Here is a 12251-nt window from a genome sequence, read left to right as displayed (position 1 = left end):
GGCAACGCGGGCACCCGAAAACCAGTAAGCTGGGAGGGTTGATTCACAGGCTTCCGCGCGCATTTGATAGCCCTCGCGGAACACGAACCAGGAGCCAGCATGACGCAACATGACGAGCAGTCAAAGCGCGAAACCGCCACCATTGGCGGTGGGTGCTTTTGGTGTACCGAAGCGGTTTTTTTAGGCGTTGAAGGCGTGCTGTCGGTGGAATCGGGTTATGCCGGCGGCCAGGTAAAGGACCCGACGTACGAGCAGGTCTGCGACGGCACGACCGGACATGCCGAAGTCATCAAGGTGGAATTCGATCCGGCGGCGATTGGGTATCGGAACGTGCTGGAGATTTTCTTTGCGACCCACGACCCGACGCAACTCAACCGGCAAGGCAATGATGTTGGCACGCAGTATCGGTCGTCGATCTTCACGCACTCGGACGAACAGCGGAAGATCGCGCTGGAAGTGATCGATGAATTGCAGAAAGAACGGATCTTCGACGGCAAAATAGTCACCGAAGTCACGCCGCTGAATGGTAATTATTTTCCGGCCGAGGACTACCACCAAAACTACTTCGAGCAGCATCCGAATCAGGGGTACTGCGCGTTCGTGGTCGCGCCGAAGGTGGCGAAGTTCAGGCAGAAGTTCGCGCACCGGCTGAAACGGTGAACGCTGTTTGAATGGCGGTAGATCAAGACGGGCTTCGCGAAATCGATGCCCGTTTTTATTCCGGTGGCTTATTCCGCCAATCCGGCCGCTATGTTCCGCGCGATCTTGAAACAGGTCAGCGGCGCCGAGCCCTCTGCCTTGTTGTTCACCGCGATCACCACCGGCTGCCCTGCAAGCGCATAGCGCAGCGCGAGCTCGGCAAGTGCTTCGTGCGTGTCCGGGTCTTCATCGACGAGTTTATCGAACGGCTCGTACTTCGCTTTCGCCTGCTCGTATTTGAAGCCGCCGTGCAGACTCCAGCGCACGATCAGCGGCCCGAGTCCACCTTCGTCCAACAGCGCGAGCGCCTTCGCCTGGCGCCGGGGATCGGGCATGCGTGCATGAATGCCGACGCAATACCGCACCTTCGCGTCACGCAGCACGCGGATGAAACGCGGCGTCAGCATGATCGCGTCGCGCAATTCCACCGCGTAGCAACTTTCGCCAGGCAGTGGCGGCAGCGCATTGAGGAACGCGGAGAGGCGCTCGAGGAACGCCGTTGGATCGACGACCAGCGCGTCCGGCAACGGCGGAATCTGGAACACGAACGCGCCGGCTTTTTCACCCAAACCGGCGATGCACGGTTGCACGAATTCATCGATTGCGATGCGCGCGTTCAGGAAGGCGGGGTTATCGCCGGCGGGTGCGCCTTTGTCGCCGCGGACGGTGGCGTCGGTGACGGAAGCCGGCGCTTTCACGATGAAGCGGAAATGAGCCGGCACCTGGTTCGCGTAGCGCGCATAGTCAGCCACCGATAACGGCCCGTAGAACGAACGGTCTATCGATACACACCGCAGCAACGGATGCGCGCCGAGCGCGTTGAGGCCATCGCGGGAAAGCTTTGCCGACGAGTATTCGTCGCCATAGACGATGTCACGCCAGCCAGGAAATGACCACGTCGAGGTGCCGAGATGAACGGTGTCGGGAAGGCGAAGAGCTAACGCGTGATGGTCGGGCGCGGCGAGGGCTGGCAAGACGCCGCCGCGTGATTTTGTTTTTGTGTGAGACGGGGTCGTGGGAGTCGGTTTGCGATTCCCCGCTTCCGGCTCTTCCATCGCGCCGAACAGATCGACTTGTAGCGTGGATTTCGCGTGCGCCTCCACGCCCGCATCCGGTTTATCACCGGATGCGGGTTCATGAGAAGCGGCGGAATCAGGCGTTGAACTCAGAGCGGTTTTTCGTAAATATAGCGGCGCGACCACGGCAGCGTTTTCGCGCTGCGCCCGGCCTTGCGGCACACAATCTGGTAAATCGACACGTCGTCGTTTTCGAACGCGTACGCACAACCCGCAAGATACACGCGCCAGATGCGGAATTTTTCATCGTCGACAAGCGCCTTCGCCTGATCCGCCTTCGCCTCGAAATTTTCTGCCCAGATGTCGAGCGTGCGCGCGTAATGACGGCGCAGGCTTTCCACGTCGACGGCCTCCAGGCCGCCTTCCTGCAGCGCTTCGAGCGCAAGCCCGATGTGCGGCAGCTCGCCGTCCGGGAACACATACCGGTCGATGAACTCGCCGCCGCCAAGCGCCGTCTCGCCGCTATTGAAGTCGGTCGACGTAATGCCGTGGTTCATGGCAATGCCGTCGTCGACCAGCAGTTCGCGCACCTTGGTGAAGTAACCAGGCAGGTTCTTGCGGCCGACGTGCTCGAACATGCCCACGCTCGTGATTCGGTCGAACTGGCCTTGTATGTCGCGATAATCCTGAAGCCGGATTTCGATCTGGTCTTCGAGTCCGGCGTCTCTCACGCGTTTCGTGGCAAGATCGAACTGGTTCTGCGAGAGCGTGACGCCCACGCATTTCGCCCCGAATTTCTGCGCGGCACGCAAGACGAGCGCACCCCAACCGCAGCCGATGTCGAGCAGACGCTGGCCCGGCTGCAACTGTATCTTCGTGAGAATGTGGTCGATCTTCTTGATCTGCGCGGTGGCGAGGTCTTCATCGCCGTTCTCGAAATACGCACACGAATAGACCATGTTCTTGTCGAGCCACAGCTCATAGAACTCGTTCGATACATCGTAGTGGTACTGAATGGCTTTCTTGTCCGACGCCTTCGTATGATTGAAGTAACGTCGCACGCGCGCCAGCTTGCTCGCGCTGGTGACGGTGTTCTTGGCCAGCCCGTAGCCAATATTGATGATGTCCGACAGCTTGCCTTCGATGTCGATCTTGCCCTTCACATAGGCTTCGCCGAGGTTGTCGAGACTCGGCTCGAGCAAATAGGGCAGGGCGGTCGCGCTCTTCACATGCAGCGTGACCTGTGGTGCCGCGAAACTTCCGAAGTCATGTTGCTGTCCATCCCACAGAACCAGCCGGGCGGGCAGGTTCGCCCGATCCCGAATGTCCTGCACCCACTGCGTCAGCTTTTTCTCCCAAAACATGCTCGTTCTCCGCGTTCAGATGAAAATGAAGCTAAACCGGGTCGCTTTACTGCACGTTTGCTCTGTGTTCGCGATGCCTTCGTTGCTTGCCCTTTGTCACTAATCCTCCGCCGCCTGGACACGCCGCAACGAGACGCGATTTAACGCGGGTCCAGTCATTGCGGGTCCACGAGGAACCCGGCGAAGGTCGAAGTCTTGCTAAGGCTAAGGCGATAAGCGGACGATTTGCCATTGCTGGCCGTACGCCCCAAGCGTGTGTGCAGCACGTTTATAGACGACACGGTCATGCAACCGTGACGGACGGCCCTGCCAGAATTCGATGGTGTCGGGAACGAGCCGGTAGCCGCCCCAATGTGGCGGACGCGGCGGGTTGTCACCGTATTTCGCAATCAATTCACGCTCGCGGGCTTCAAGCACCGCGCGGCTTTCGATCACTTCACTCTGCTCCGACGCCCACGCGCCTATTCGCGATCCAAGCGGGCGCGATGCGAAATACGCATCGCTTTCTTCCGGACTTGTCTTGACGACGGAGCCCTCGATACGCACCTGGCGTTCGAGTTCGATCCAGTAAAACAGCAGGCTCGCGGCGGGGTTGCTCGCGAGTTCATGACCCTTGCGGCTGAGGTAATTCGTGAAGAACACGAAACCCCGATCGTCTACGCCCTTGATCAGCACTATGCGTGCTGAAGGGCGTCCATGTTCGTCGACGGTCGCGAGCGTCATGGTATTGGGTTCAGGTAATTGTGCGTCGAGCGCCTGCGCAAACCACGTTTCGAATTGTCGAATCGGGTTGGGATCCACGTCGGATGTTTCCAGCGATCCGACGGAATAATTCTTACGAAGATCAGCGAGGGTCGTCATTTTTTATGCAAACGCTTCAATCGCATTAGTATAGCCAAGGTCATCAAATTCTGCGCTTTGCCGCTGATGTCCCTTTGATCTTCAATGATTTAGATCACGGATCCCGAGCGACAAAATTTGACTCAATTCAGCAATTATTTTCATTTTGCTTTCAAACACTGGCCGGTGATTTTTTCCGTCCAATCTTCGATAAGGCAGAATACGCAATTCAGCGAATTCCTGCTGATCTCTGGTTCTATCGTTGTGATAGCGCGTCAGTGCGGACCGGTGCCGCTCGCTGCTGTCTTGAGGCCTTCTTGCCTTGTTTTTGCTTGTTCTGCCTACCTGCCGCCTACTTCACCATGACCGCTTTTCCTGCCTCCGCCGACGCTTTAAATCTTACCTCCGCCACGCCGGAGTTTGAAGTCGCTGACCGCGCCCGACGCTTTGGCGGCGTGGCGCGCTTGTATGGTCCGGCTGGACTCGCGGCGTTCGAACGCGCGCATGTGGCGGTGATCGGGATTGGCGGCGTGGGCTCGTGGACGGTCGAAGCGCTGGCGCGCAATGCGATCGGGCGTCTGACGCTGATCGATCTCGATAACGTGGCTGAAAGCAATACGAACCGCCAGGTGCACGCGCTGGACGGCAACTACGGCAAGGCCAAGGTCAGCGCGATGGCCGAGCGCATTCGCCTGATCGATCCGGCTTGCCGCGTGGAGCAGGTCGAAGATTTTATCGAGCCGGCCAACTTCGATTCGGTGCTCGGCGGCGGCTTCGATTTCGTGATCGATGCAATTGACAGTGTGCGTACGAAAACGGCGCTAATTGCGTGGTGCGTTGAGCATGGACAGCCATTGATCACTGTCGGCGGAGCGGGTGGGCAGCTCGATCCGACGCGGATTCGTATTGACGATCTGGCGCTCACGATCCAGGACCCACTGCTCTCGAAAGTGCGTGGGCAACTGCGTAAATTGCACGGCTTTCCACGCGGACCAAAAGCGAAGTTCAAGGTGAGCGCGGTCTATTCCGACGAGCCGTTGATCTATCCCGAAACCCCCGCTCGCGAAGCCAGCGAGGTAGACGAATCAGAGGAAATGGCGCCTGCTGCAGCGGGACCCGTTGGACTGAATTGCGCGGGGTTTGGATCGAGTGTCTGCGTGACAGCTAGTTTTGGATTCGCCGCTGCTGCCTATGTCTTACGGGAAATCGCCAAACGCGCTTGAACATCGGGTAAATCAAGCAAATGGCCGCTTTCAAGCGGCCATTTTTCAAAATGCCTTTCTCGGAAATATTAATTTAAACTATTTGAAAGATTTTGACTCCGGGCGTTGAATGCGTCAGTTAATTGCCGCGCTTAATTTGCGGCGCCATTGCGAAACCACTTCCGGCTGATGCGCGGCCAAGCCGAACACCGACAGCATGGTTTTGCGGCCCACGTCGTCCATGAACTTGCGGTCGCGCGTCACGATCGCGAACAAATGCTCCAGCGCACCGTTGTAGTCGCGGCCGGCAATCAGCCGGTTGGCCAACGCGAAACGGGCTTCCAGATCGTCCGGATTGGCGTTCACGGCGTTGATCAGGGCGTCGGCGGGTGGAAGGCTTTCTGCGGCGTCGGCGGCGTCCAGTTCGGTCTTTAGCGCGTTGTAGCGGGCATCGATCCCTTGCGTGGTTTTCGGCGACAGCAACTTTTCTTCATCACGTGCTTCGTCAGTGCGGCCGGCGGCGAGGAGCCACTGGATCAGGTCCAGCCGCGCGTCGTCATAACCGGGATCAAGTGCCAGCGTCGCCCTGATATGGTCAATGGCCAGGTCAGTGTCGCCGGCCTCGTAAGCCGCATGCGCGGCACGTCGCTCGGCTTCAGCGCCGTCCGGAACCAGTTTGTCGATGAATTCGCGCAACTGGCCTTCCGGCAGCACGCCGATGAACTGGTCGACGGCTCCCCCGTCCGCAAATGCGACCACGTGCGGAATGCTGCGTACCTGAAAGTGCTGCGCCAGCTCCGGATTTTCATCGACATTCACCTTCACCAGCTTCCACTTGCCCGCGCCTTCCGCCTCCAGCCGCTCGAGCATCGGGCCGAGCGTTTTGCATGGACCGCACCACGGCGCCCAGAAATCGACGAGCACCGGTGCAAGCGTGGACGCGGCGATTACGTCCTGTTCGAACGTGGCGAGTGTTGTATCCATGGTGTTCCTCCAGAAACGCGTAAACGATGAACAAGTATCTTGGGGCAAGCCGCCCGAGTTCAACTGGGTGCATGCCTGATTGCGCTGCGGACTCCTACTTCAGGTCTCGACCTCAGGCTACGACCTCAGGCATCCGGCGGATTGGCTTGGCGGCGTGGCGGCGGCAACGGGATAAACTCGGTTTCACCGGGGACCTGCCCCATCCGCTGTTCGCTCCACGCGAGTTTCGCCGCCTCGATTTTTTCCCTCGAACTCGAGACGAAATTCCACTCGATGAAGCGCGGCCCATCCAGCGGTGCGCCGCCGAGCAGCATTGCGATTGCGCCGCCCGTACTGCGTAGATCGGCGGAAATTCCGGGCTTGAGCACAGCCATCTGGCCGGCGGGCAGCGCGTCGCCATCAATAAAGAGATCGCCTTCCAGCAGATAGACCCCGCGTTCCTCATGTTCCGTATCGAGCGTCACGGCGCTGTTCACCGAAAATTGTGCCGCGACATACAGGGTGGGCGAGAACGTGGTGGTCGGCGCCGTTTCCCCGAAAGCGCTGCCGGCAATCACCCGCAACTTCACTCCATTGCGCTCGACTTGAGGCAGTGTTGCGGCCGGATGATGCTCGAACGACGGCGTGCAATCCTCTTGTGCCACGGGCAGCGCGACCCACGTCTGGATGCCGTGCATGTCCTGACCGGCGGCGCGCTCCTCGTCCGGCGTGCGTTCCGAATGCACGATGCCGCCGCCGGCCGTCATCCAGTTCACGTCGCCGGGCGAAATCTTCTGGACTGAGCCGACGCTGTCGCGATGCATGATCGCTCCCTCGAAGAGGTACGTGACAGTCGCGAGGCCGATGTGCGGATGGGGCCGCACGTCCAGCCCGACTCCAGGCACGAGCGTTGCAGGGCCGATATGGTCGAAGAAAATGAACGGTCCGATGGTGCGGGCAGCCAGTGCAGGCAGCACCCGACGCACCATGAGGCCACCGACGTCGTGCTGATGCGGCTTGAGAAACGCTTGGATTGTGGAAGACATAAGGGCGTCCGGATTGCGTGCTCGGAACTGCAATTCTACTGGGCGTCGTGTGGAAGCACGCAAGCGGAATCCGAGTGGTATGTCGTTCGGCCGATCGTTCAAACCGAATCACGGGCCGCTCACCAAGTTTGGCGACCGCGTGAACCGGCGAACCGTGCAATTTTCGATGGACCGTGTTGATAGACCCTTGCGATGGACCCTTTCCGCCTAACCTAGACAGGAGTTTCACAATGACCAGGAACACACTTTTGATCGCCCTTGCCGCCGGATTTTTTGCCACTACCGGAGCCTATGCCCAAACGTCGAATGGCAATTCGTCGGGCGCGGCGTCCATGCCCACCGCAGCACCGATGCAAAGCGCCGACATGTCCGACGGTGCATCCGCGCCGATGAAAAAGCATCACAAGGCGCGCAAGCACATGAACAAGCAGTCATCGACCGGCCAATCGGCCGACCCTAGCAAGACGCCAGCCGTAGAGACGGGCGCCAGTGCCGCGACGGAGAATGGTCAAAGCAAGTAGGTTGGGGCGCCGAGGGCGTCTAACGAAGTGACGTTTTAAACCCAAGCGCTTGCGCCCGAACCGGCGCAAGCGCTTTTTCTTTGGGATGTGACGCGGGATCGTCTTGTCCGAATGGGCTATGGCGTGAGTCTGTACAACGCATTTGCAAAATCGTCCGCTACAGTGTCGAATTGTGTTCGATCTGAATTCAGGCCTTCCGGGCTCCGGTCTGTCCTGAAAGCAGCTTCGAATAAAACTCATGGAGACGGCGATGTCGCCAAAGGATTTGTTGTCCGCGCTGATTGTCATTCTCGCCTGGGGCGTGAACTTCGTCGTGATCAAGGTGGGTCTGCACGGTGTGCCGCCCATGCTGCTTGGCGCGTTGCGTTTCACGTTGGTCGCTTTTCCGGCGGTGTTCTTCGTCAAGCGCCCGGCTATTCCGTTTCGGTGGCTGTTCGCTTACGGCGCGACCATCTCGTTCGGGCAATTCGTGCTGCTTTTCTACGCAATGTCTGTTGGCATGCCTGCCGGCCTTGCGTCGCTGGTGTTGCAGGCGCAGGCGTTTTTTACGCTGATCTTCGCGGCCATGATTCTTGGTGAAGGCTTTCGCGGGCCGAACGTCGCGGGCTTGCTGATCGCGGCGTGCGGGCTCGCTGTGATCGGCGTACAGGCTGGCCATGCCATGACCGTTGCGGGTTTCCTGCTCACGCTTGCGGCGGCGTCCATGTGGGGCATGGGCAATGTCATCACGAAGCGCATGGGCAAGGTGGACCTGTTGTCGCTCGTGGTGTGGGGAAGCCTGATACCGCCGCTGCCGTTCCTTGCGCTTTCGCTGATGGTGGAGGGGCCAGCGCGCATTTCGGAAAGCTTGTCCGGCATCTCGCTCACGTCGATCCTGGCGATCGTTTATCTCGCGTTTATCGCGACGATGCTTGGTTATACGTTGTGGGGAAAGCTGCTGGCGCGTTATCCGGCGAGCCAGGTTGCGCCGTTTTCGTTGCTCGTGCCCATTGTCGGGCTGGCTTCAGCGGCATTGCTGCTTGATGAAGGACTGAGCCCGATGCAATTCCTGGGGGCGGTGCTGGTGATGGCCGGACTCGTGGTGAATGTGTTCGGCGGATGGTTAAGGCAGCGGTTTTTATCGGCGGCGCGGTAGGGAACGGTACGAATCAAGGTCGAAGGAAGGTCGGAACGGTTCGCTAGCGGTGGCAGAAACGGGCCCCGCAGCCCAGCGCGAGCGAACCTGGCCCCTTACGTCATCCGGCTCTTTGCGAGCGGCGGGTTAGCCGCAAAATACCGCTTGATGCCCTTCATGATCGCGTTAGCCATCTTGTCGCGATAAGCGTCGTCGTTCAGGCGCGCCTCCTCTTCGGGGTTACTGATAAACGCGGTTTCCACCAGGATCGACGGAATATCCGGTGCTTTCAACACCGCAAAACCGGCTTGTTCCACCGAGCCCTTATGCAGCTTGTTGATATCGCCAATCTCGTTCAACACGAAATTGCCATAGCGCATGGAGTCGCGAATCTGCGCGGTGGTGGACATGTCGAACAACGCCCGGTTGACGCTTGCGTCCTGGGTCGTCACATTGATGCCGCCAATGGAGTCCGACGAGTTTTCCTTGTTCGCCATCCAGCGCGCGGCCGCACTCGAAGCACCGTGATCCGAGAGCGCAAACACCGACGAGCCACGCGCCGAGGGCGTGGTGAATGCATCGGCGTGAATGGAAACGAACAGGTCCGCGCCCACGCGACGCGCCTTTTGCACACGCACGTTGAGCGGCACGAAGAAGTCGGCGTCGCGCGTCATCATCGCGCGCATGTTCGGCTGCGCGTCGATCTTGGCGCGCAGCTTCTTCGCGACATCGAGGGCAATGTGCTTCTCGTACGTTCCGCCGCTGCCGATCGCACCCGGATCTTCGCCGCCGTGGCCCGGGTCGATCGCGACGGTAAGCAGGCGCGTTGTCCCGGACTTGTTGCTCTTTGGATTGGAAAAGCCGTAGTCGTCGCTGGTGCTGCTGTCGGACGAGTCGTCCTGGTTCGCCAATGCCGTAGGTGGCGCCGGCTTGACTGTGGGACGGGGCTTCGGAATCGCAGCAATGGGCGGCACGGGCGCGGGCGATGACGGCGCGCGCGGCAGATCGGTCTGTGCGTACTTCTGGAAAAACTCGTCCGTGTTGTCCGGCACGTTCGTTTTCGGCGGCGTGGCGGGGCCGCTTAGCGTGGCAGGCGGCGGGGCCGGATTCGGGTTGGTCTGATCGAAGGTTTGTTGCTTGTGCTCGGACTGAGCGAGCAAGTCCATCAGCGGGTCGGGAGCAACGGCCGGATACAAATCGAAGACCAGCCGATACTTGTAGCTGCCAATCGGCGTCAGCGTGAACACTTGCGGCTTCACGGACCCCTTCAGGTCGAACACCATGCGCACCACGTGCGGCTGATATTGACCGATGCGCACCGACTGGATCTGCGGATCGTTCGGCGTGATCTTCGAGACGAGATCCTTCAGTTCCTGATCGAGGTCGAGCCCATTCAGGTCGACCACGAGCCGGTCCGGACCCTGCAGCAGTTGCTGGGTGTTTTGCAGCGGCTGATCGGACTCGATCGTGACCCGTGTGTAATCGCGGGCAGGCCACACGCGCACGCCGAGCACCGAGCTGGCGTACGCGAGTTTCGGCCCGAGCAGCGCTAGCGCGATAGTCGAGGCACCCGCGCGCAGCACCTGGCGCCGCCGCCAGTTGTGCGAGGCCGTGGCGGTCGATTCGATCGAATGAAACGGCTTGATCAACAGCTTTCGAGACATGACTTTCCTGTTTCGCTAAACGCACGCGCTATCAGCACGCGGCCTTCGCCTTCCTGTTCCAGCGTGAATTCGAGATCCGGCACACCTAGCAGTCCGCCAGCACGTTGCGGCCATTCGACCAGGCAGATCGCGCCTGCGTCGAAGTATTCGCGAAAGCCGGCGTCGGCCCATTCGGCTGGATCGGCAAAGCGATAAAGATCGAAGTGATAGAGCTCGAGCGGACCCGTTTCCGTAGCAAGCGAGTAGGGTTCGACGAGCGTGTAAGTAGGACTGCGCACGCGGCCCGCGTGACCGAGTGCGCGCAGCGTCGCGCGCACCAGCGTTGTCTTGCCCGCGCCCAAGTCGCCGATCAACTGGACCTGCAAACCCGGAAAACGTTCGTTTTGTGCGTTCGAAATGTCTGAATCGCTCAGTCCGCGCGTCTGCAGGATCGCCTGCGCGAAGCGGCCACCGAAGGCGAGCGTCGCGTCTTCGTCAGGCAGGTCGAAGCGGCGTTCGAGGAGCGCGGCGGGAAGGTTTGCAAACGATCGAGTGAGGATGTCGGGCATTCTCGTAAAATGTCGTGATGAACCGTTTGCCGGAACACCCTGTGGAACGCGAGAGCGCGTCAGACGACGCCGTCGCGGACACGCGCCACTTCAGCTTTGACGACGAAGCCGCGCTGGCTGAACTCGCGCTACGCATCAAGGCGTGGGGGCGCGAGCTGGGGTTCGCTGCAGTCGGCGTCAGCGACGCCGACTTGACGGAAGCCGAAGAAGGCCTGGCCTCATGGCTTGAAGCAGGCTATCACGGCGAGATGGATTATATGGCCAAACATGGGATGAAACGCGCAAGGCCAGCCGAGCTTGTGGCCGGCACGCGACGTGTTATTACAGTTCGAATGGCCTACTTGCCGGCATCGACGCTCGACGGCAAGGCGCGCGAAAGTGCCACGACAGCCGACGGTCAGGCAATCGACTGGCGCACGGCCGAATGGGCTCGAATAGACAATCCTGCGGCGGCGGTCGTGTCGGTCTACGCTCGAGGCCGCGATTATCACAAGGTCATGCGCAGCCGCTTGCAGCAGTTGGCCGATCGCATAGAGGCCGAGATTGGCGCGTACGGGTATCGCGTATTTACCGATTCCGCACCCGTTCTCGAGGTTGAGCTCGCGCAAAAAGCGGGCAACGGTTGGCGCGGAAAACACACGTTGTTGCTACAAAGCGATGCCGGTTCGCTGTTTTTTATCGGCGAGATTTTGGTGGATATTCCGCTGCCACCCGACGCTTTGACCCATCCCGATCACGCGCCCGAACACGACGGTTCGCATTGCGGAAGCTGTAAGCGCTGCATCGATGTTTGCCCGACCGGGGCGATCGTCGCGCCGTATCGCGTGGATGCCCGCCGTTGCATTTCGTATCTGACCATCGAGTTGAAGGGTAGCATTCCCGAAGACATGCGGCCGCTGATCGGCAACCGGGTTTATGGTTGCGACGATTGCCAACTGGTATGTCCGTGGAACAAGTTCGCGCAGGCCGCGCCGGTCGCGGATTTCGATGTGCGCCATGGGCTCGATCGCGCGTCGCTCGTAATGCTGTTCGGCTGGAGCGCCCATGATTTCGATGAACGCATGCAGGGCAGCGCGATTCGCCGCATTGGACACGAGCAATGGCTGCGTAATATCGCGGTGGCGATGGGCAATGCGTTGCGCTCGCCTGTTTTGGGCGCCGATGAGCGCTCGGCAATACGAAACGCACTGAATGCCCGCTCCACGGATGATTCAGAGCTGGTCCGTGAGCACGTCGAATGGGCGCTGCGCCAGGAAGCATGACCGCACGATTAC

12 protein-coding genes are annotated in these 12251 nt (G+C 60.0%); 5 read left to right on the top strand and 7 right to left on the bottom strand.

Features of this window, described 5'->3' with window-relative positions; all coding sequences use genetic code 11:
• Positions 1 to 99: 99 nt before the first annotated feature.
• Entirely contained in the window at positions 100 to 660 is a 561-nt protein-coding gene (gene msrA / locus SBC1_RS14550) for a peptide-methionine (S)-S-oxide reductase MsrA (protein WP_165092495.1), read from the top strand.
• Positions 661 to 728: 68 nt separating this feature from the next.
• On the opposite strand, the gene SBC1_RS14545 is transcribed toward msrA, so the two are convergent.
• From SBC1_RS14545 to pdxH, 3 genes are all read right to left on the bottom strand, one after another.
• Complete coding sequence (locus SBC1_RS14545) at positions 729 to 1802, bottom strand: DUF72 domain-containing protein (RefSeq protein ID WP_370469568.1); 1074 nt, start codon at positions 1800 to 1802, stop codon at positions 729 to 731.
• 62 nt (positions 1803 to 1864) lie between these two features.
• Complete coding sequence (locus SBC1_RS14540; protein WP_165092494.1) at positions 1865 to 3079, bottom strand: cyclopropane-fatty-acyl-phospholipid synthase family protein; 1215 nt, start codon at positions 3077 to 3079, stop codon at positions 1865 to 1867.
• 204 nt (positions 3080 to 3283) lie between these two features.
• On the bottom strand, positions 3284 to 3940 hold the full coding sequence (gene pdxH / locus SBC1_RS14535) for a pyridoxamine 5'-phosphate oxidase (RefSeq protein WP_165988324.1): 657 nt from the start codon (positions 3938 to 3940) through the stop codon (positions 3284 to 3286).
• Between the two features lie 341 nt (positions 3941 to 4281).
• On the opposite strand from pdxH, the gene SBC1_RS14530 reads away from it, so the two are divergent.
• Complete coding sequence (locus tag SBC1_RS14530; RefSeq protein WP_165988323.1) at positions 4282 to 5142, top strand: ThiF family adenylyltransferase; 861 nt, start codon at positions 4282 to 4284, stop codon at positions 5140 to 5142.
• 114 nt (positions 5143 to 5256) lie between these two features.
• On the opposite strand, the gene trxA is transcribed toward SBC1_RS14530, so the two are convergent.
• Positions 5257 to 6105 carry a thioredoxin gene (trxA, locus tag SBC1_RS14525; RefSeq protein ID WP_165988322.1) on the bottom strand — a complete coding sequence of 283 codons (849 nt, stop codon included), beginning with the start codon at positions 6103 to 6105 and terminating at the stop codon, positions 5257 to 5259.
• Positions 6106 to 6230: 125 nt separating this feature from the next.
• Positions 6231 to 7130 (bottom strand): pirin family protein, encoded by a 900-nt coding sequence (locus SBC1_RS14520; protein ID WP_165092490.1) that lies wholly within the window; start codon positions 7128 to 7130, stop codon positions 6231 to 6233.
• Positions 7131 to 7360: 230 nt separating this feature from the next.
• On the opposite strand from SBC1_RS14520, the gene SBC1_RS14515 reads away from it, so the two are divergent.
• The gene (locus SBC1_RS14515) at positions 7361 to 7651 is read left to right on the top strand and encodes a hypothetical protein (protein ID WP_165092489.1); all 291 of its coding nucleotides are present in this window, start codon (positions 7361 to 7363) and stop codon (positions 7649 to 7651) included.
• A gap of 250 nt (positions 7652 to 7901) precedes the next feature.
• Positions 7902 to 8786, top strand: coding sequence for an EamA family transporter (locus SBC1_RS14510; protein ID WP_165988321.1), 885 nt, complete (start codon positions 7902 to 7904; stop codon positions 8784 to 8786).
• A 95-nt stretch (positions 8787 to 8881) separates the two neighbouring features.
• Here SBC1_RS14510 and SBC1_RS14505 read toward each other — a convergent pair whose 3' ends face one another.
• Both SBC1_RS14505 and tsaE read right to left on the bottom strand, forming a co-directional pair.
• Positions 8882 to 10429 carry an N-acetylmuramoyl-L-alanine amidase gene (locus SBC1_RS14505; RefSeq protein WP_165092487.1) on the bottom strand — a complete coding sequence of 516 codons (1548 nt, stop codon included), beginning with the start codon at positions 10427 to 10429 and terminating at the stop codon, positions 8882 to 8884.
• Complete coding sequence (gene tsaE / locus SBC1_RS14500; RefSeq protein ID WP_165092486.1) at positions 10411 to 10977, bottom strand: tRNA (adenosine(37)-N6)-threonylcarbamoyltransferase complex ATPase subunit type 1 TsaE; 567 nt, start codon at positions 10975 to 10977, stop codon at positions 10411 to 10413. Before tsaE ends, SBC1_RS14505 begins: the two co-directional genes overlap by 19 nt.
• 17 nt (positions 10978 to 10994) lie before the next feature.
• Here tsaE and queG point away from each other — a divergent pair, with 17 nt between their 5' ends.
• Positions 10995 to 12239 (top strand): tRNA epoxyqueuosine(34) reductase QueG, encoded by a 1245-nt coding sequence (gene queG, locus SBC1_RS14495; protein WP_165988320.1) that lies wholly within the window; start codon positions 10995 to 10997, stop codon positions 12237 to 12239.
• The last annotated feature ends 12 nt before the right edge of the window (positions 12240 to 12251 follow it).

It is taken from the genome of Caballeronia sp. SBC1 (genome assembly GCF_011493005.1).
In the GTDB taxonomy this organism is placed as follows: Bacteria; Pseudomonadota; Gammaproteobacteria; order Burkholderiales; family Burkholderiaceae; genus Caballeronia.
Note: the sequence above shows the minus strand (reverse complement) of the source record. Positions and strands in the feature narration are given on the sequence as shown.